Annotated in this window: 18 protein-coding genes and 2 pseudogenes; 12 read left to right on the top strand and 8 right to left on the bottom strand. The window is 72.6% G+C overall.

Annotated features, from left to right (window positions below; all coding sequences use genetic code 11):
- Together R2S09_RS26845 and R2S09_RS26840 are read right to left on the bottom strand one after the other, a co-directional pair.
- A partial coding sequence (locus tag R2S09_RS26845) for a protein kinase domain-containing protein (protein WP_316743706.1) occupies nt 1-1,213 on the bottom strand: 1,213 nt, incomplete at its 3' end.
- A gap of 141 nt (nt 1,214-1,354) precedes the next feature.
- On the bottom strand, nt 1,355-2,197 hold the full coding sequence (locus R2S09_RS26840; RefSeq protein ID WP_306187795.1) for an oxygenase MpaB family protein: 843 nt from the start codon (nt 2,195-2,197) through the stop codon (nt 1,355-1,357).
- 100 nt (nt 2,198-2,297) lie between these two features.
- Here R2S09_RS26840 and R2S09_RS26835 point away from each other — a divergent pair, with 100 nt between their 5' ends.
- The gene (locus R2S09_RS26835) at nt 2,298-2,666 is read left to right on the top strand and encodes an aldo/keto reductase (RefSeq protein WP_316743718.1); all 369 of its coding nucleotides are present in this window, start codon (nt 2,298-2,300) and stop codon (nt 2,664-2,666) included.
- A 450-nt stretch (nt 2,667-3,116) separates the two neighbouring features.
- The gene (locus R2S09_RS26830; RefSeq protein WP_316743705.1) at nt 3,117-4,781 is read left to right on the top strand and encodes an alpha/beta hydrolase; all 1,665 of its coding nucleotides are present in this window, start codon (nt 3,117-3,119) and stop codon (nt 4,779-4,781) included.
- Nucleotides 4,782-4,935: 154 nt separating this feature from the next.
- Here the strand turns inward: R2S09_RS26830 and R2S09_RS26825 are convergent, their stop codons facing one another.
- Nucleotides 4,936-5,328, bottom strand: a complete 393-nt coding sequence (locus R2S09_RS26825; RefSeq protein ID WP_306187637.1) for a ferredoxin — start codon at nt 5,326-5,328, stop codon at nt 4,936-4,938.
- A gap of 124 nt (nt 5,329-5,452) precedes the next feature.
- On the opposite strand from R2S09_RS26825, the gene R2S09_RS26820 reads away from it, so the two are divergent.
- On the top strand, nt 5,453-5,854 hold the full coding sequence (locus R2S09_RS26820) for a ChaB family protein (RefSeq protein WP_030166112.1): 402 nt from the start codon (nt 5,453-5,455) through the stop codon (nt 5,852-5,854).
- 221 nt (nt 5,855-6,075) lie between these two features.
- Nucleotides 6,076-6,429, top strand: coding sequence for a hypothetical protein (locus R2S09_RS26815; protein ID WP_316743703.1), 354 nt, complete (start codon nt 6,076-6,078; stop codon nt 6,427-6,429).
- 76 nt (nt 6,430-6,505) lie between these two features.
- Here R2S09_RS26815 and R2S09_RS26810 read toward each other — a convergent pair whose 3' ends face one another.
- Both R2S09_RS26810 and R2S09_RS26805 read right to left on the bottom strand, forming a co-directional pair.
- Nucleotides 6,506-6,907 carry a cytochrome c oxidase subunit 4 gene (locus R2S09_RS26810; RefSeq protein WP_306187641.1) on the bottom strand — a complete coding sequence of 134 codons (402 nt, stop codon included), beginning with the start codon at nt 6,905-6,907 and terminating at the stop codon, nt 6,506-6,508.
- Between the two features lie 19 nt (nt 6,908-6,926).
- Nucleotides 6,927-7,412 (bottom strand): annotated as a pseudogene (locus R2S09_RS26805) (cbb3-type cytochrome c oxidase subunit I); the annotation flags it as partial.
- 266 nt (nt 7,413-7,678) lie between these two features.
- Between R2S09_RS26805 and R2S09_RS26800 the strand changes: the two are divergent.
- The 4 genes and pseudogenes from R2S09_RS26800 to R2S09_RS26785 all read left to right on the top strand — a co-directional run.
- Complete coding sequence (locus R2S09_RS26800) at nt 7,679-8,569, top strand: ribonuclease BN (protein ID WP_316743701.1); 891 nt, start codon at nt 7,679-7,681, stop codon at nt 8,567-8,569.
- A gap of 195 nt (nt 8,570-8,764) precedes the next feature.
- Nucleotides 8,765-9,259, top strand: a complete 495-nt coding sequence (locus R2S09_RS26795; RefSeq protein WP_316743700.1) for a DUF1360 domain-containing protein — start codon at nt 8,765-8,767, stop codon at nt 9,257-9,259.
- A 56-nt stretch (nt 9,260-9,315) separates the two neighbouring features.
- Nucleotides 9,316-9,774, top strand: a complete 459-nt coding sequence (locus R2S09_RS26790; RefSeq protein ID WP_306187647.1) for an AAA family ATPase — start codon at nt 9,316-9,318, stop codon at nt 9,772-9,774.
- A 33-nt stretch (nt 9,775-9,807) separates the two neighbouring features.
- A pseudogene (locus R2S09_RS26785) lies at nt 9,808-10,311 on the top strand (NPCBM/NEW2 domain-containing protein); the annotation flags it as partial.
- Nucleotides 10,312-10,552: 241 nt separating this feature from the next.
- Here the strand turns inward: R2S09_RS26785 and R2S09_RS26780 are convergent.
- Nucleotides 10,553-11,602: a LacI family DNA-binding transcriptional regulator gene (locus R2S09_RS26780; protein ID WP_306187648.1), complete on the bottom strand. Its 1,050-nt coding sequence runs from the start codon at nt 11,600-11,602 to the stop codon at nt 10,553-10,555.
- Nucleotides 11,603-11,885: 283 nt separating this feature from the next.
- Between R2S09_RS26780 and R2S09_RS26775 the strand changes: the two genes are divergently transcribed.
- Both R2S09_RS26775 and R2S09_RS26770 read left to right on the top strand, forming a co-directional pair.
- Nucleotides 11,886-13,643 carry a beta-galactosidase gene (locus tag R2S09_RS26775; RefSeq protein ID WP_316743717.1) on the top strand — a complete coding sequence of 586 codons (1,758 nt, stop codon included), beginning with the start codon at nt 11,886-11,888 and terminating at the stop codon, nt 13,641-13,643.
- Nucleotides 13,644-13,729: 86 nt separating this feature from the next.
- Nucleotides 13,730-15,583, top strand: coding sequence for an RICIN domain-containing protein (locus tag R2S09_RS26770; RefSeq protein WP_316743699.1), 1,854 nt, complete (start codon nt 13,730-13,732; stop codon nt 15,581-15,583).
- Nucleotides 15,584-15,620: 37 nt separating this feature from the next.
- Here the strand turns inward: R2S09_RS26770 and R2S09_RS26765 are convergent, their stop codons facing one another.
- Nucleotides 15,621-16,217, bottom strand: coding sequence for a TetR/AcrR family transcriptional regulator (locus R2S09_RS26765; RefSeq protein ID WP_316743697.1), 597 nt, complete (start codon nt 16,215-16,217; stop codon nt 15,621-15,623).
- A gap of 55 nt (nt 16,218-16,272) precedes the next feature.
- Between R2S09_RS26765 and R2S09_RS26760 the strand changes: the two genes are divergently transcribed.
- Nucleotides 16,273-16,893 (top strand): GNAT family N-acetyltransferase, encoded by a 621-nt coding sequence (locus R2S09_RS26760; RefSeq protein ID WP_306187654.1) that lies wholly within the window; start codon nt 16,273-16,275, stop codon nt 16,891-16,893.
- Nucleotides 16,894-16,923: 30 nt separating this feature from the next.
- A complete protein-coding gene (locus tag R2S09_RS26755; RefSeq protein WP_306187655.1) occupies nt 16,924-17,412 on the top strand; it encodes an inorganic diphosphatase in 489 nt (162 codons plus the stop codon).
- Nucleotides 17,413-17,426: 14 nt separating this feature from the next.
- On the opposite strand, the gene polX is transcribed toward R2S09_RS26755, so the two are convergent.
- A complete protein-coding gene (polX, locus tag R2S09_RS26750) occupies nt 17,427-19,196 on the bottom strand; it encodes a DNA polymerase/3'-5' exonuclease PolX (RefSeq protein ID WP_316743696.1) in 1,770 nt (589 codons plus the stop codon).
- Nucleotides 19,197-19,221 lie beyond the last annotated feature (25 nt).

Raw genomic sequence — 19,221 nt, 5'->3', positions numbered from 1 at the left:
CGTCGCGGGCCTCGACGGCCGCCGGGGGCGGGGTGCGCCGCCGGTCGGGCACGGCGGCGGGCACGGCACCCGGCCCGGAGGCCGGCACGGCGCCCGGCGCGGGGACCGGTACGGCTCCCGGCCGGGCGTCCGTGGCGAGGTGCTCGGCACGGCGCGCGCCCGGTACGGCGGGGTGCGCGGTCCACGCGCCGGACAGACCCGCCGCCGCGTCCGGGGGTGTGCTGTGCGGTCCCGGACCGGCCGCCTTGTGACCGGTGGAGATGTCGCGCGTCCAGGACGGCAGCCGGCCGGCCTCGCGGCCCGTCGGTACGGGCGGGCCCGGCCGCGGGTGCGCGGTGACCATCGTGGGCTCGTACGGCGGGGCCGCCCGGCCGGCGAGGAGACGACGCGTCAACTCGTGGGCGTCGTGAGGCCGTTGCTCGGGAAGCTTGGCGAGCAGGTCGAGGATGATCTGCTCCAGGTACTCGGGGAGGTCGGCGCGGTGGCGGCGGGGCGGCGCGGGCGGGGTGTCGCGGTGACCGACGAGGACCGCCCAGGCGTCGTCGAGGTCGAACGGCGGGGCGCCGGTGGCGATCTCGTACAGCACGCAGCCCAGCGAGTACAGGTCGCTGCGCTGGTCGACCTCGCTGCCGCCGATCTGCTCCGGCGACATGTAGTGCGGGGTGCCCATGGCGATGCCGGTGCCGGTCAGCCGGGCGGTGAAGCCGATGTCGTGGCCGAGGCGGGCGATGCCGAAGTCGCAGATCTTCACGGTGCCGTCGGCGAGGCGCACGATGTTCGCCGGTTTCAGGTCCCGGTGCACGATGCCCTGCCGGTGGGTGTAGGCGAGGGCGGCGGCGACCTGTTCGGCGATCTCGAGGACGTCGGTGACGGCCAGCGGGCGGTGCTCGTTGTCCTGAAGGAGCCGGCTGAGGTCGCGCCCGTCCAGCAGCTCCATCACCAGGTAGAGCACGCCGTCGGACTCGCCGAAGTCGTGCACGACGGTCACCCCGCGGTGCTGGAGTGCGGCGGCCACCCTCGCCTCGCGCCGGAACCGCTCGCGCAGCACGCGGGTGAAGGACTGGTCGTGGTGCGGGCCGAGCGGCTTGAGGCACTTGACGGCGACGTGCCGGCCCAGCGACTCGTCCCGCGCCCGCCACACCTCGCCCATGCCGCCCCGCCCGATCGGGTCGAGCAGCCGGTACCGGCCCTGGATCAGCCTGGTGTCCGCCATCTCGCGCCGCCGCCCCCGTCGCCGTGTGCCACCGTGTGCCCCGCCTCCCTCCCGGCCGGGCCCGCCCCGCGGACCGCGCCCGGGGGCCGTGCCCCGGCGTCGGTCTGATCCACAAGGGAGACCCTCGCCCAGTATGGCGCGCTATCGTCCGGCTTTGTACGGTGCCGGACGGGCCTCGGGGCCGAGCCTGGCCATGGCGCGCAGGATGTGTTTGGGCGGGAGTTGCCAGCGCAGACGTGCGGGAACGCTGCGCAGCAGGGTGCCGGTCGCCCGCAGCCGGCGCGTCACGACGTGGGGCGCGGGGGCCGCTCTGCCGTACAGCTCGTGGGCGTACGGTGGCAGGGCGGCGTACGCCAGATGCGCCACGCGCCGCCACAGCACCTCGCGCGCCGGGACGAGCAGCGGATGCGTCGGCGGGCGGAGCAGGAAGTCGTCCACGGCGCGGGCGTCGGCTCCCGCGGCGAGCTCAGGACGTACCCCGTCGAAATAGTCCGCCAGGTCCGCCCGGCTCGCGGGCACCCCGTCCGGGTCGAGGCCGACCAGGCGGGCGCTGACGCGGTGTTCGGCGATGTAGCGGTCGGCCTGGGCGTCGGTCAGCGGGAAGCCCGAGCGGCGCAGCACGTGCAGATAGGAGTCGATCTCGGCGCAGTGCACCCACAGCAGCAGGTCGGGAGCGTCGAGGCGGTACCGCTCCCCCGTCCCGGGATCGGTCGCCGACAGCATGCGGTGCATCCGGCGCACCCGTACACCCGCCCGCTCGGCGGCCTCGGCCGTCCCGTACGTCGTCGTCCCGACGAAGTTCGCGGTGCGCCTCAGCCGCCCCCACGCGTCCCGCCGGAAGTCGGAGTTCTCCATCACCCCGCGCACGGCACGTGGGTGCAGTGCCTGCAGATACAGCGCCCTGATCCCGGCCACCCACATCATCGGATCACCGTGCATCTGCCACGTCACCGACCGCGGCCCGAACAGCCCGGGATCACCCATGCTCGCCCCCGCACCCGAACCCGTGCGTATGGTCTCCACCTGGGCAGGCTATCCCTCTCCTACGAGCGGTCCTGCCCCTTCGGAGCGAAGATGAGCCGGAATCTCGCTCGGGTCCTGGCTCACCTACTCCGGCGGCATCGAGGCGGACGCGACCCGCGCCTGCACCGAGGCGGCCTTCGAGGCAGGCGTCAACTTCTTCGCCACCGCCAACGTCTACGGCCAAGGCGCCGCCGAGACGGCACGGGGCGAGATCCTCTCCTCCCGCCCCCGTGACTCCTACATCCTGGCCACCAAGGTCTACTTCCCGATGTCGGACGACCCGGCCGACCAGGGCCTGTCCGCGGCGCAGATCGCCCAGCAGATCGACGCCTCTGAGCGCCGTCACCCAGGCCCTCGGCGACGCCCCGGTCACCGAACCGACCCTGGCCCCCGGCGCCCAGCCGGGCGTCCAGCACCGCTGACCGCGTAGCGGCTCGGGCTGCCGAGCTTGCGGTACCGCATGGATGCTCCTCTGTGCCGGATGAGGCTTCCGCGTTGGGCGACGGATGTCTGAACAGCTTCGGCGTGCCGCCGACGGCTGGTCCTGCTTGGGCGTACTGGGGGCGTGTACCCCGGTCGCGGACGAAGCGGGTCGGGCCGGAGGCCGGCGCCCGCCGGTGCGAGTCTGCTCCACGCCGCTTCCGCCCGGTGCCGCGATGCGGCGGTCCGGCCGAGGCGCAGCGGGGCCCCGGGGCGGGCGGAAAGCCGGCCGGCGACGGGCCCTTCGGGCTCAGGCCGGATGAAGGACCCGGTCGCACGCGGCTGCCCGGTGACGGCGCGGCTTGTCCAATTGCCGTCGATCATTGACGATCAGTGGGTCGGTGCCATCGAGGTTCGAGCGGCACGTGGTTGTGGTGTCAGGGGGCAGGGGGACTCGCGGATGCGGGCGCGGATCTGGATCTCGGGGCGTTCGGCCCGGGCTTGTCGTAGGAGGGCGGACGGGTTCGGTGGTCGCTCGCGGCTTGACGGGGTGCCCGCCGCTCTGCGTCGCCACGCTGCCCCGGCCCTGCTGATCCTCGCCGTCGCGGTGGCCGCGGGGGCCGGGTGCCACGCCATGGGGGGTCCGGGCCCGGGTCCGTCCGCGTCGGGCCAGGGCGGTGGGGCAACCCGCCGGGCCGAGGTCAAGGCGACCGATCCGCCACCGGGACTGCCCGCGGTGTTCACCACCGGCCAGCGGCTCGACTGGGCCTCCTGCCCGGCACCGTCCGAGGCGCGGGGCGGCGGTGACGCACCCGGCGACGGATGGGAGTGCGCCACCATGAAGGCGCCGCTGGACTACCGGCGGCCCGACCGCGACACGATCGACGTCGCCTTGATCCGGAAGCGGGCCACCGGACCGGAGCGCAAGCGGATCGGCTCCCTCCTCTTCAACTTCGGAGGCCCTGGCGAGTCCGGCGTCACGGGGCTCCCCAGGTTCGCGGACGACTACACCTCGCTGGGCGAGCGCTACGACCTGGTCAGCTTCGATCCGCGAGGTGTCGGCAGGACCGCCCCCGTCAGCTGCGGGGAGAAGGAGTTCGAGAGCGGCGACGCCTGCGAGAAGCACTCCGGTCGGCTCCTGCCGTACGTCGGCACCTCACAGACGGCGCGCGACCTGGACCTGATGCGCTATCTCCTCGGTGACGAGAAGCTGAACTACTTCGGCGTCTCCTACGGCACCGAGCTGGGCGGCGTCTACGCCCACCTGTTCCCGAAGAACGTGGGCAGACTCGTGCTCGAGGCCCCCGTCGACCCGACGCTGGACCTCCTGCAGGACAACATCAGCCAGGTCAAGGCCGTCCAGCTCGCCTTCGACCGTTTCACCCGACACTGCGCGAAGACCTACGACGACTGCCCCACCGGCAACGACCCCGAGCAGGCCGGCCAGCGCGTCATCGAGCTGCTGGACAAGCTCGAGAAGAAGCCCGCTCCCACCGGCGGCGGCGAGAAACTCGACGCGGATCTCGCCGCTCACGCCATCGCGAACTTCCTGGACCTCGGCAAGCAAGGCCGGCCGCCACTGGTCAAGGCGCTCAGCGAGGTGATGGAGCGGGGCACCGGCGGGAAGTTGCTGGAGAAGGCCTACGACCACGCCCCGGGCGCCCGGGCCCGGGCCGGCGTCGGCGACCGCGGTGGGGTCTCGGGCGACAACAGCGTGTCCGCCTACGTCGCGATCACCTGCGCCGACTCCAACCTGCGCCCCGGATTCACCGAGGCCGAGGAAATGATCAAGAAGACCGAGGCGGCCTCGCCCGTCTTCGGAAAGGCCTGGTCCTCCTTCGTCTACCTCTGCTACGACTGGCCGTTCAAAGGCGAGCGCGCCACCCCCGACGTCAGCGCTGACGGCGCTCCCCCGATCGTCGTCGTCGCCAACACCGGCGACTCGACAACCCCGTACGAGGGCGCCAAGCACATGGTGCGCGAGCTGGGCGAAAAGGTCGGCGTCCTGCTGACGGTGCGGGCCGAGGGCCACGGCTCCTATCCCTACAGCCGTTGCGCGACCAGGACCGTCGACACCTACCTCCTCGACGGCACGCCCCCTGAACGCGGCACGACGTGCTCGTGATACGCCGTTCGGAGCCGGCGCCCCTCGGAGGAGCACCGAGGCGTGGCAAGAGCATGCCATCCGGGCCGGTACCGCACGGTGACGGGGGCCGGCGGTGCGTCCCCCTCGGTACATCGACAGCGCGTCGATGGCGCCGACCCGGTCGGCGCCCGGTTCAGTTCAGGATCGCGATGAACTCCCCGCAGGCCTTGGCGCAGGTCCGGCAGGCGCCTGCGGCCTGCTCGGCGCCGGGGTGCCGGTCGAAGACGTGCGCGCTCTCCAGACAGACGCTCACACACCAGTCCAGCTGGGTGCGGAGGGCGGCCTCGTCCTGGCTGTTCTGCTCGGACAGCACCCGGCAGGTCGTGTCGCAGACCTCCGCGCACATGATTCCCATGCGCCGCAGGAGTTCCTGCTCCTCGCTCCCACCCGGGTCCACCAGGCTCGCCCGCAGGGCGCTGGCCCGCGCACACTCCGTGCACGCCTGCGCACAGGCGAACCGGTCCTCGAGGAACCGTATGAGTTCCTGTTGCGAAGTCGTCGATGGTGGCGTAGATGGCGTAGTCACACTCGGCGGGTAGCCGGTGCCCTACCCGCCAAACCCGCTGTTCCCAAGGGCTCCGCCCCGTTTTCCGTGCCTCGTGCAGGGCACTCGACCGGCCCGGAGATCAAGCAGGACGGAGGTGGATTCAGTGCCCGGACGACAGGAACTGCCGTCGACACTGGAGCGCTCCCCCGAGGACGCCCAGCGCACCTGGATCAAGGCCCACGACTCGGCGGTGGAGGAGTACGGCGAGGGCGAGCGGGCGCACCGCGTGGCGTACGGCGCGCTCAAGCACAAGTACGAGAAGGTCGGCGACCACTGGGAGCGCAAGGAGGGCGGCCGCAAGGGCCCCTCGGACCCCCAGTCGGCCCGGCCCCGCGGCCAGGGCGGGCGCAGCGGCGAGGGCGTCGACGAGAGTGCGTCCAAGGAACACCTGTACGACATGGCGAAGGAGCTCCACATCGAGGGGCGCTCGCACATGTCCAAGGGTGAGCTGCTGGAGGCGATCCGCAAGGAAAACCGTTCTCGCACCCGTCAGGCCCGCTCGTGAGGCCGGACGATTCGGGTGGGCCGAGTCCGTCCCCTCGCGGGGCGTCCTTTCGCCAACCCGGCCCGCCGTCCGGTCGTTCCCGGTGAGTCGGTTCGTGGTGGTGGGCACGGGTACTCGCGCGACATGAGTCCGACGCCGTACCGGCTGGGCCCCGGTGGCCGCCGACCCCGCCGACCGTCTCGTCTCCATGTGAGGCCGTCGCACAGAGGGAAGTGAGATCCATGGCCGATGATCCCGGCCGCAGTACCCTGCCCCTGCCCGACTACGACCATCTTCCCCTCGGCGCCCTGGAGAGCCGCGTGCGCTCGCTGTCCGCCGAGGAGGTCGAGGAGCTGCTCGCCTACGAGCGCACCCACGCCGACCGCGTTCCGGCGACCGAGGTGCTGACCGCCCGTCTCGAGCAGCTGCGGTCGGGCGCCCAGCCCACCCCGGGCGACCCCACGGCGCTGCGCCCCGAGCAGACCCAGGGGCAGGCGGGTTCCCAGGTGAGCCCCGCGACCTCCCCGCAGCCGTTCGGCCCGCCCCCGCACGGCACCCCGGACCAGCCCGGCAAGCCCAAGGGCGACCGCACATGAGGAGCGGGTGACAGCTGGTTTCCCTTCCGGCACGGGCGCACGAGTATTCACTCGTGCGCCCGTGCCGTTGCGTAAGTCAAAGGCGCGGGTCCGGCTCCGGGTCCGGATATTGGAACACCATGCCGAGCACCCCGCACCCGAGCACGCCGAAGCCGAGCAGTGCGAGCCACAGGCCGTAGACGACACCCAGCGCGAGCACGGCCGTGCCGAGCGCGACGACGACCGGCCAGGGGCTGTGCGGGGAGAAGAAGCCCACCGGTCCGGCGGCGTCGATCACCTCGGCGTCGGGGCGGTCCTCGGCACGCGGGCCGTCCCTGCGGTGCCGCACCCGCAGGAAGAACGCGACCAGAGCGGCCATGACGGCGGCCAAGGCCAGGGCCGCGGTGCCCGCGGGCTCGGCGGACCACCGGCCGTAGTCCGCGGCGGTCACGGCGAAGAACAGCGCCACACCGGTGAAGAGCCGGACCTCCGTTCTCACGACACGCTCCTCCCCTCCGTCAGTTCGCGGTCTGCCGCTTGCCGTTCGCTTTGCCGTTCGCTCTGCCGTTCGCTCGGTTGTTCGCTCGGCTGTCCGTTGCTTGCCGCTCCCGCCGGACGACGTCCGGGTGGTGCAGGTCGAACGCCGGGGACTCCGACCGGATGCGGGGCAGTGCGGTGAAGTTGTGGCGCGGCGGCGGGCAGGAGGTGGCCCACTCCAGGGAGCGGCCGTAACCCCAGGGGTCGTCGGTACCGGCCGTGCGGCCGTGCCGGGCAGACGTCCAGACGTTGTAGAGGAACGGCAGCGTGGACAGCCCCAGCAGAAAGGCGCCGATGGAACTGACCGTGTTGAGCAGGGTGAAGCCGTCGGCGGCCAGATAGTCGGCGTAGCGGCGCGGCATGCCCAGCTCGCCGAGCCAGTGCTGGACGAGGAACGTGGCCTGGAAGCCGACGAACAGCGTCCAGAAGTGGATCCTGCCGAGTCTTTCGTCGAGGAACCGGCCGGTGTCGGTGGTGGTGGTCCACCGCAGCAGCGCCTGTCCGGGTCGTCCAGGTCCCGGACTCGTCCGACGCACCCGCGCCCCGCGCGGCCCCCGCGCGCTCCTTCTGTCCGCCGTCATGCGCCGCGGGTACCCGGCGAGGTCCTGCTCAAGCCGCCGCCGCCGACGGCCCGTCGGGCTGCGCCCGGCCGGTCGGGTCGCGATGATGGACACGGGCTGGTTTCACGCGCCCCGCGCGGTCACCCGCGGCACCGGAAGGAGGCGCCGTCACCATGTCACGCCGAAGGACGCGCCCGTCGTGGGCCGTTGAACTCCACCGGCGGGGCAAGCGGCTGGAACTCATGCACCGGGCGCTGGGGTTCGCCACTCTGGCCCTGATCACCCTGGCTCCGCTGCTGATCGTCGTCGCCGCGGCGGACCCCCTGCGCCACAGCGGTTTCGCGCTCTGGCTGGTGGACGGCATGGACCTGTCCGGCCGGTCCGCCGAAGTGCTCTCCGACGTCTTCAGCCCACCGCGCGAGGTGACCGGCACCACCAGCGTGTGGGGCGCGGTCCTGCTCGCGGTGTTCGGCCTGTCCTTCGCCGCCGGCGTCCAGAACGCCTACGAGCGTGTGTGGCGGCTGCCCGCCGGGCCGTGGCACCGGATCTGGCGGCAGGCCGTCTGGCTGGGCGTCCTCATGGTCTACCTGTACGTTCAGGTGCAGACCCGCACCGTGCTCGCCGGGAACCACCGCATGCTGCTGAGCGTGGCGATCGGTGTGCTGTTCTTCTGGTGGGGGCCGCGCTTCCTCCTCGGCCACCAGGTGCGATGGCGGCTGCTGCTGCCCGGTGCCGTCGCCACCATGGCCGGCCTGGTGGGCCTGCGGGCCTTCTCCTACCTGGTGTTCACGCCGCTCATCGTCACCAACGCGGTCAGCTACGGCTCCATCGGCACCATCCTGGTGGTGGAGTCCTGGCTCATCGGCGCCGGGTTCGTCGTCTACGGCGGTGCGCTGGTCGGTCATGTCTTCTGCGACCGGACGGGACACCTGCTCAAGCATGGGGAGGCCCCCGAGGAGCCCACGGAATTCGGAGAACTCGGGGAACCCAGGAACGCCGGCGAGCCCGAGCAACCAGGGGAACCAGAGGACCCGGAGGAGCCCCCGCAGCGGACGCGTGGGTGAAGGGCGGCCGCGGGTGAACGGCCGCCGGCCGCGCCGGGCCGGCCGCCGCCCGTGGGCGTGTCGTCCAAGGTGTACGGGGCACTCGGGCCAGGGCACACGAGGGACTCGGGCCGGGGCACTCGAACCGTTGCCCGCCCCGCCCCCGGACCTCACCGGATCCCGTCCATCCGCACGTCACTGGAGAGGAAGCGCGCCATGACGGCCGCAGAGCGGTCCTACGACGACCAGGGCACCGTGCCCCTCGGCGGGTACGCCGTGCTCGCGGCGACCTTCGCGACGGGCGCGGCACTGTTCGCCGTGGGGGCCCGGCGGAGCGGCGTACGCCTGCCCGACCAGGTTCCGCCGTGGGACGTGGCGCTGCTGGGCGCGGCCACGTTCAAGGCGTCCCGGCTGCTGACCAAGGACAAGGTCACCAGCTTTCTGCGCGCCCCCTTCACCCGTCGCCGGGCCGACACCACGGCGGGCGAGGTCATGGACGAGCCGCGCGGCGACGGCGTCGTCCGGCGCGCCGTCGGTGATCTGGTGTCGTGCCCGTTCTGCGTCTCCGTCTGGGTGGCCGCCACCCTGACCGGGGGGTACGCCTGCGCGCCCCGGGCCGCCCGCCTGGTGTGCGCGGGGATGGGTGCGGTGACAGTGGCGGACTGGCTCCAGTACGCCTGGAGTCTTACGGAGCGGAAGGCCGAGGACTGAGCGGGGCCTGGAGGCCGAGGACTGAGCGGGGCGCGCGGGCCGGGGAGCTGAGCACGGTGACCGAGCTGGCGGTGCTGGTGGGGTTGCAGGCGTCGGGCAAGTCCACGTTCTACCGCTCCCGGCTCGCGGACCGGTTCGAGCTGGTGAGCAAGGACCTCTTCCCCCGTGGCGCGCGCCGCAAGCAGGCCCGGCAGATGCGGCTGGTCGAAGGGGCCCTGGCCGCGGGCCGCTCGGTGGCCGTCGACAACAACAACCCCTCCCCGGAGGAGTGGCGCCCCCTGGTGGACGCCGGGCACGCGCACGGCGCCACGGTCATCGCCTACTGGTTCCCCCCGGATCTGGCGGGTTCACTGCGCCGCAACGCGCTGCGCACGGGCCGCGAACGGGTCCCGGACGTCGGCATCCACGCGACGCACGGACGGCTGCGCCGCCCCGCGCCCGGTGACGGCTTCGACGCGGTGTACGGCGTGCGGTTCGACGGCCGTGGAGGGTTCGAGGTGCGGCGGATCGCTTGACGACCGGCGACCAGTCGGGCAGCTGGGACTACATCCGCTGGCAGATATCACGTCGCCGCGCAACGGGCCGCGCTGCGTACCATGCCGGCCCCGCCCGAGGGGGAGGCCTGGGCCGGTGATCTGCCCTGGCTGAACGCCACCAACGGCTGGGGGCCGCCCGAACGCGACCGCAGCAACGGGGAGTCGGCCGCCGGCGACGGCCATCCGCTCACCCTCAACGGCACCTCCTACGCCAAGGGCATCGGCGCGCACGCCGGCTCCGACATCGAGTTCTGGCTCGGCGGGCAGTGCTCCTCGCTCACCGCCACGGTCGGCATCGACGACGAGATCAACGGCTACGGCGGCGTGTCCTTCTCGGTCGTCGCCGACGGCAGGACACTGTGGTCCTCCCCCACCGTCAGCGGCAAGTCCGACCCGGTCCCGGTGAATGTGACGCTGACCGGGGCCCGGCACGTCCGCCTGGTGGTCACCGACACCGACGGCACGAAGTCCGGTGACCACGGCGACTGGGCGGACGCGAAGTTCCACTGCGCCTGACGCGCGGACGTGCCTGACCCACGGACACGGCGGCCGGTACCGGCCCTGGGGGGTGTCTCGTCGATCAGGCCGGATCAGGGAGCGGTGGCCGGTGATGGGGGTATCTCCCACGCCGTTCAGGCAGTCGGGGGAGCATCGCACGGCGGAGGAGGGAGTCGACGTGGAGCATCGGCGACCGACGACAACGCGGCGGGGTGCGGCGCCGGCCACCGCGAGCCCGGTCTGATCGGCGAGACGCCGCCTACGGCCTCTCGCGCCGTGGGGCCGGGCCACCGGCCGGTGCGGTGCTCGCGCGGACGACGAGCCGCGGCTCCACCGAGGCCGGTTCCGGCAGCGCTCCGGGGTCGGCGATGTGCCGCAGCAGATGGGCCACGGCGAGCGCGCCCATCTGCCCGAACGGCTGGGCGACGGTGGTCAGCGACGGCGAGCAGTACTCGGCCAGCTCGATGTCGTCGACGCCGACCACGGAGATGTCCTGAGGCACCCGCCGGCCCTGCTCGTGCAGGGCCCTGATCACGCCGAACGCCATCTCGTCGCTGGCGACGAACACCGCCGTCACCTCGGGGATCCGGGCCAGGACCAGTCCGCCCCGGTACCCCGAGGAGGGCGACCAGTCGCCCTCCAGGGGCGGTGGCACCGGCCGGCCGGCCTCCTCGAGCGCGGTGCGCCAGCCGTCGCGCCGGGCCGCCGCCTCCAGCCACTCCTCGGGACCGGCGAGGTGCCAGACGGTCTCATGGCCCAGGTCCAGCAGGTGGCGGGTGGCCAGCCGGGCGGCCAGCGCCTGGTCGACGGCCACCACCTCGGTGGCGTCGGTGCGCGACCCGTCGATGGTGATGGTGGGGACGGCCCGGGTGAACTGCTCGATCCGCGGACTGCTGTGGGTCAGCGGCACCGACAGGATGATCCCCTCGACTCCCTGGTCGGCCAGCCGGGACAGGGCTGCCTCGATGGCCGAGGTGTCGAGCGAGGCGGTGGTCGCGGTGCTGACCGTGTACCCGGCGGCCTGGGCCGCGCGCTCGATGCCCGAGGTGACGGCGGCCCGGGAGTAGAAGGTGGTCCGGAGGGTCACCACGCCGATGGTGCGGCTGCGTCCCGAGGAGAGCATGCGGGCCGCGTTGTTGCGCCGGTAGCCGAGCTGCTCGACCGCGGCCAGGACCGTGGCACGTGTCTTCTCCCGCACGTTGGGGTGCCCGGACAGCACGCGTGACACGGTCTGCGCCGACACTCCGGCGACCCGCGCCACATCGGTCATCCCCGGCGGCCGCCCCTCGGCGCCCTTCTGCTTCGCCATGGGTTCCTTCCTCGTACCGGGCTCGATGATATCGCCCACAAACCCGGCGCTTCCGCTGCTCCCTCGGGCTCCGTCCTGCCTGCGCTCCGCCTGTTGGCATCGATAACATCCTCTGCCATAGTTGCGCCCGTCGGCCCGCGCCCACCATCCAGGAGGAGCCGTGAAGAGCCACGTCCCCCGGCGGGACGGCATCGATCACATCCCGGAGTTCCCCGCGGATCCTTCGGGGGCCGGGGGAAAGCCGGCGGACCCCGCGCGGTCCCTGCTGACCCGCTCCGGCGGCATGCTGCTGCGCGCCGGACGGCCGCACCGGGTGCTGTCCGGTTCGCTGCACTACTTCCGGGTCCGTCCAGAGCAGTGGGCCGACCGTTTGCGGCGGCTGGCGGCGCTCGGCCTGAACACCGTGGACACCTACGTCCCGTGGAACTTCCACGAGCGCTCCGCGGGCGATGTCCGCTTCGACGGCCCACGCGACCTGACGCGCTTCGTCCGGCTGGCGCAGGAGACGGCACTGGACGTCATCGTGCGCCCGGGACCGTACATCTGCGCCGAGTGGGACAACGGCGGGCTGCCCGCGTGGCTGACCGGCACCCCGGGCATGCTGCCGCGCACCTGCCACGGCCCGTTCCTGGACGCGGTGGGGCGCTGGTTCGACGCGCTGATCCCGCGCGTCGCCGAGCTCCAGGCCGGCCGGGGCGGACCGGTCGTGGCCGTGCAGATCGAGAACGAGTACGGCAGTTACGGTGACGACCACGCCTACGTCCGCTGGGTGCGCGACGCCCTGGTCGAGCGGGGCGTCACCGAACTGCTGTACACGGCCGACGGGCCGACGCCGCCGATGCAGGACGGCGGCACCGTGCCCGGGGAGTTCGCCGCGGCCACGCTCGGCTCACGGCCGGCCGAGGCGGCGGCGCTGCTGCGCTCGCGCCGCCCGCACGAGCCGTTCTTCTGCGCGGAGTTCTGGAGCGGCTGGTTCGACCACTGGGGGGAGAAGCACCACGTCCGGTCCGCCGCGGGCGCGGCCGAGACCGTGGGCCAGATCCTCGGCGCGGGCGGCTCGGTGAGCCTGTACATGGCGCACGGCGGCACCAACTTCGGGCTGTGGGCCGGCGCCAACCACGACGGTGAACGCCTTCAGCCGACCGTCACCAGCTACGACTCGGACGCGCCGATCGCCGAACACGGCGCGCTCACCCCGAAGTTCTTCGCCCTGCGGGAGAAACTGGCCGCGTACGGCGGCCCGGACGCGAGGATCCCCGCGCCACCGGCCGATCCTCCGCTGCTGGCGCCCCGCACCCTCGAGGTCACCCGGCGGGCCGCGCTGCTGCCCGCGCTGCGCTCGGCCGCGGAGCCGGTCCTGGCGCCTGTGCCGCTGAGCTTCGAGAAGCTCGGCCAGGCCTCCGGTCTGGTCCTGTACGCCGCCGAACCACTGCTGCCGCCGGGCCGCCACGAGCTGACCGTCACCGGCCTGCACGATCGCGCCCAGGTGTTCGTCGACGGCGCCCCCGTCGCCGTACTGGACCGGGAGACCGCGTCGTTCACCGTGCCCGGCACGGGCGCCCGCGTCCGGCTGGAGATGCTGGTGGAGAACCAGGGCCGGATCAACTACGGCCCGTTGCTCGGGCAGGCCAAGGGCATCCTCGGCGGGGTGCGCGTGGGCCGCCGGCTGGTGCACGGCTGGAGCATGTACCGGCTGCCGCTGGACGAGTGGGGGCCGCAGGACACCGCCCGCGCCGTGGCGGCGGCACCCCCCGGTGGCGGCGCGGGCTTCGCCACCGCCCGGCTGGTGCCGGCCGAGCCGGCCGACGCCTTCCTGGCCCTGCCCGGCTTCGGCAAGGGCTTCGTGTGGGTCAACGACACCCTTCTCGGCCGCTACTGGGAGATCGGTCCGCAGCGCACGCTCTACGTGCCCGGCCCGCTGCTGCGCGCCGGTGAGAACACACTCACCGTCCTGGAGCTCGAACGGTTCGGCGACCGCCTCGCCCTGCTCGACCGTCCCGTCCTCGGACCGCCCGAGGAGTACGTCGAGACCTTCGACTGACCCCCCGTACCCCACAGGAACCGCACAGGCACCACACCCAGGGGGCGGCGCATCCCGGCGCCGCCCGTCACGAGTAAGGAGCACCTGTGTCAACTCCACCGTCAACTCCACGGAGAAGACTGGCCGGCGCGCTGGTCGCCGCGGTCGTCGCCACGGCGCCGGCCGTGCTCGGCGGCGGTACGGCGGCCGCCGCCCCCGCGACGACCGCCGCCGGCCCCACGTACACCGTCACCGTCGGCGCGAAGGGTTCCTGGACCCATCCGGACGACACCCCGGCCGCCCCGTACATCGACAAGGACGGCACCTTCCACTTCCAGCAGTCCCACGCCCTCTACGGCGCGAACGACAGCCGGCAGTGGACCTTCTTCACCGGCAGGGACTTCGACACCGCCACCCGTGACGCCCGGCTGAGCGACGCGGTGAACCCGGCCGATCCCGACGACCGGAACAACGACACCACCTCGCGGTGCAACAACAGCCCCACCGGCCTGACGGCCACCTACGCCCCGGCCGGCTCGGGCTACGCGCAGAAGAACTACTGCGACCTGGCGGGTGTGTGGGTCGACCCGGACACCGGCGACTGGTACGGCCTGGTGCACAACGAGTTCACCCCGCAGCCGTTCGGCGACGGGCTCCACTACGACGCCATCGACTACGCCGTCTCGAAGGACCAGGGCCGGACCTGGACCATCGAGGACCACGTGATCACCTCGCCCTACAGCACGCGGCGCGGCGACACCACCGCGTTCCCGCAGCAGACGTACCACTACGGCGACGGCGACCCGCGCCTGTTCGTGGACACCGCCTCCGGCTACTTCTACGTCTTCTACGGCTCGCGGATCGTGGAGAAGGGCGGCGGCTGGAAGGCCTTCCACGCGCATGTGGCCCGCGCCCCGATCTCCGGCAAGATGGCGCCGGGTTCGTGGCGGAAGTGGTACGACGGCTCCTGGTCGCAGCCCGGCACGGGCGGCGAGGAGAGCAACATGGTGCCCGCCGACGCCGCGCACCCCACCGGCTACACCCCGCCGGGGCAGGAGTACGACCCGGCGAACAGCGGCACGGTGAGCCAGCAGGTGGCCGCGGGCGAGATGCCCCCGACGTCACCCCTGTTCGTCATGGACGTCACCTACGACGCCCATCTGGGGCTCTACATCGGCGAGCCGCAGGCCGTGGACCAGAGCGGGAACGCTCCGCAGCAGTTCTACGCCACCGACGACCTCGCCGCGCAGAAGTGGCGGCTGATCGGGGACACGGGCGGCCACACCAACGCCTCCTGGTACCGCTGGTTCCTGGACCCCGCCAACCGGACCTCCTCCACCATCGTGGGCAAGTCGTTCCGTTCCTACTGCTCCTTCGGCTGCTCGGGCGGCTCGGCGAGCGAGTACGTCGACGTCACGATCGGAACCTCCGCGCCCGCCACGCCGGTCGACCCGCGCCGGACGTACCGCGTCACCAGCGGCGGCGGCCGCGTCCTCGCCCAGGTCCCCGGCGGCTCCGCCACCACCTCCACGGCCAGGGCCACCGGCTCCGCCCTCCAGTCATGGATCTTCACCGGCAACGGCGACGGCTCGTACCGCATCGCCAACGCCGCCACCGGCGGCCTCCTGGGCGTCGGCTCCTCCGCCACCGCGCAGCGCGCCTGGGGCACCAGGCCCACCGTGACCGCCGCCCGCGCCGGCGGGCCCTCCGTCGGTCAGCAGTGGTGGGTGATCCCCGGCACCACCGCCGACGGCACTCCCACCGGAACGTACCGGCTGGTCAACCGCTACAGCGGCCTGGTGATCGGGCTGTCGCCCGACGCGCGGCGGCTCGCCGAGACCACACCGGCCCGCTACTGGAGCGACACCGGCGGCAGCCGCGTCGGGGGTTCGCGCACCGCGGCCGAGCAGACGCTGACCCTCACCCCCACCGGCCGGGCATCCGCCTCACCCCACCACTGACGCTGTCCTGCCCTCCCCCGCCCTTCGCCCTGCCGCGTCAGCCGCGCAGCAGGGCGAGCTGGTGTCGTACCGCGGCACCGACCCGGGGTTCGTCGTCGGAGGCGAGGAGGTCGAGCAGGGCGCCGCGGAGCACCGCCAGGGCCAGCGTGCGGCGGACGGCGCCGGTCTCGGAGTCCCGCTCCGGCAGCGGCTGGCAGGCGGCCAGGACCGCGAGCCAGTCGTCGACGGTGGCACGGGCGAAACCGGCCCACGCCCCGCCGGGCTCGACGAGGGACCGGGCGTACGCCTCGGCCCACAGCCGCAGCAGCGGGCGGTGCTCCTCGCCGGCAAGCCACTCCCACACCCGTTCGACCGCCGGAACCAGTCCGATGGGCTGCCCGGACCTCCCGGGCTGCTCGGCCTGCCCGAGGCGGTCCAGGATCGCCAGCTCGTCGGTGCGGGCGCGCGCCAGCAGCGCCCGCACCAGACCGTCCTTGTTGCCGAAGAGGAACATCAGCACCCGGGGGCTGGAGCCGATGGCCGTGGCCAGCGGGCGCAGCGACAGATCGGCCAGGCCGTGGTCGAGCACGTACGTGTAGGCGGCCTCCAGCAGCTCGACCTGCCGGGCGGACGGGGCTGTCGTTCCCTCGGGCATGGAGCTAGCGTAGCGTTACTGAAACAGTTGTGTCAGTGGGTGGAGGGAAGCGACCATGCCGCAGCAGGACAACCGGCCGCACGTCACCGTGCGCCGCGCCGACCGTCCCGGCGACCTGGGCTGGGTGGTGATGGCGCACGGCGAGGTCTACGACGAGCAGTTCGGCTGGAACACCGACTTCGAGGTCCTGGTGGCCCGGATCGTCGCCGACTACGCCGACGGGCACGACCCGGCCGGGGAGGCCGGCTGGATCGCCGAGGTCGACGGCGAACGCGCGGGATGCGTCTTCCTGGTGGCCGGTGACGAGCCGGGCGTGGCCAAGCTGCGCATCCTGCTCGTCACCCCGGCCGCCAGGGGCCTGGGCGTCGGCAGCCGCCTCGTCGGGGAGTGCCTGGACTTCGCCCGCGAGGCCGGCTACCGGCAGGTGACGCTGTGGACCAACGACGTGCTGGTGTCCGCGCGCAGGATCTACCAGGGCCACGGCTTCACCCTCGTCGACGAGCAGCCCCATCACAGCTTCGGTCACGACCTCGTCGGCCAGAACTGGACGCTCGACCTGCACGCCGGCCCGGCGGGGGACGCGGCGGACCCGCTCGGTGACGGCGCTCGCGGGAGCACACTGGAGGTGTGCGCCGGGCACGCCGGCGACGGGTCTCACCGCAGCGTCAGCCGGTGACGTGGCCCGACGCAGCGCCAGGAGGACACCGTGGAGTTCGACGTGATCGTGGAGATCCCCCAGGGGTCCCGCAACAAGTACGAGATGGACCATGAACTGCACCGCATCCGGCTGGACCGGCTGCTGTTCACCTCCACCAAGTACCCGGCCGACTACGGCTACATCGACCACACCCTGGGACGGGACGGCGATCCTCTCGACGCCCTGGTGATCGTCGGCGAGCCGACCTTCCCGGGGTGCACCATCGAGTGCCGGGCGGTGGGCATGTTCTGCATGAAGGACGAGCAGGGCCCGGACGAGAAGATCCTCTGTGTGCCGGCGCACGACCCCCGGTTCGCGAGCCTGCAGGACATCGGTGACGTCCCCGACTTCGACCGGCTGGAGATCACCCACTTCTTCGAGGTGTACAAGGACCTGGAGCCCGGCAAGAGCGTCGAGGGCTCTCACTGGGAGAGCCGGGAACGGGCGTACGCCGAGATCGAGGCCTCCCGCGCCCGGGCCGGCGGGGCCGCCACGTGATCACCTGACCGGGCTCAGGTCCCGGACCGCCGCCCGGTGCGGCCCTTGTCCAGGAAGCGCCGCAGCCGCGCCTCCGACCAGGTGTTGATGACGTCGTCCCCGGTGAGCCAGCCGCGCTGGGCCGTGCCCACGCCGTAGCGCATGTTCGCCAGGTGCAGGGTGGAGTGGGCGTCGCTGTCGACGGCGAACTTCACGCCGTGCCGTCTGGCCCGCAGGATGTCCTCGTCGCGCAGGTCCAGGCGGTCCGGGTGGGCGTTGATCTCCAGCGCCGTACCGGTGCGCGCGCACGCGGCGAAGACCTCGTCCAGATCGGCGTCCAGGCCCGGCCGCTTGCCGATGATCCGGGTGGTGGGGTGGCCGATGATGTTGACGTACGGGTTCTCGCAGGCCCGCACCAGCCGCCGGGTCAGCTCCTCGCGGCCCTGGTTGAAGTGCGAGTGCACCGAGGCGACGCACAGATCGAAGCCGGCCAGGAACTCCTCCGGCCAGTCCACCTCCCCCTCGGGGTCGATGTTCAGCTCCGCCCCGTGCAGCAGCCGCATGCCGCCGCCCCGGCTGCGCCGGCCCCGCTTGCCGTAGGCGCCGTCCAGCTCGCGGACCTGCTCGCGCTGGGCGAGCATCCGCTCGTCGGTCATGCGCTGCATGTACAGGGTGGGCCCGTGGTCGGTCACCGCGTAGTAGGCGTAGCCGCGTTCGGCGGCCGCCGCGACCATCTCCTCCAGCGGGGCCAGGCCGTCGGTGAGGTCGGTGTGGGTGTGCAGGTCACCACGGATGTCGGACTCCTCGATCAGCTCGGGCAACTCGCCGTGGAGTCCGGCCTCGATCTCCCCGCGGTCCTCGCGCAGCGCCGGATGGATCCACGGCAGGCCGAGCCGCGCGTAGACCTCCTCCTCCGTCTCGGAGACGATCTTCTCGTCGCTCTCGGCGTCGAACAGCCCGTACTCGGACAGCTTCAGTTTCTGGTGCACGGCCAGTTCGCGGGTGCGGATGTTGTGCGCCTTGGAGCCGGTGAAGTACTGAAGCGCCGCGCCCCACGAGTCCGGTGGTACGACGCGGAGGTCGACGGAGAGGCCCTTGGTGGTGCGGATCGAGGTCTTCTTCTCACCGTGGGCGATGACCTCCGAGACGTACGGCAGCTCGGTGAGGACCCGCATCAGCGGCTTGGGCCTGGTCGCGGCGGCGAGCACGTCGATGTCGCCGATCGTCTCGCGGAAGCGGCGCAGTGAACCGGCGTAGGTGCACCGCCGGCAGCCGGTCACCCGGGACAGCTCGGCGACCACGTCGTCGGCGAGGTCCAGGGCCACGTCGAGCAGCACACGGTCCTCGGCGGACTGCAACAGCTCGATGCCGTGGAGGATGTTCTCCTCGGTCTTGGGCCCGAAGCCCTTCAGATCGCGCAGCCGCTCGGCGTGGATGGCGTCGGCCAACTCGTCGACCGAGGAGATGCCCAGCTCCTCGTGCAGGACGCAGGCCTTCCTCGGGCCGAGGGTGGGGATCGCCGTCAGCCGCCGCACACCGGCGGGGATCTTCGCCCGGAGTTCCTCCACCGCGGACACCTTGCCGTCGCGGAAGTACTCGGCGATCTTCTCCGCGATCGACTTGCCGACGTTGGGGATCTCCTGCAGGCCCTTGACGTCGAGCGTGGCCACGTCGGCGTGGTAGCCGCCCACCGACCGGGCGGCCTTCTCGTAGACGCGCGCCCTGTACGCGTCTCCTCCGGTGATCGAGATCAGGTCCGCGTATTCGGCGAACAGCGCGGCGACCTCGTCGTTGGAACGAGCCACACCTCCAGCGTAGGCGGCCGTGGCC

The sequence above is a fragment of the Streptomyces sp. MK7 genome, from assembly GCF_032658145.1.
Taxonomy (GTDB): domain Bacteria; phylum Actinomycetota; class Actinomycetes; order Streptomycetales; family Streptomycetaceae; genus Streptomyces; species Streptomyces spiralis.
The sequence above is the reverse complement of the archived record's forward strand: the minus strand, read 5'-3'. Positions and strand labels throughout refer to the sequence as shown.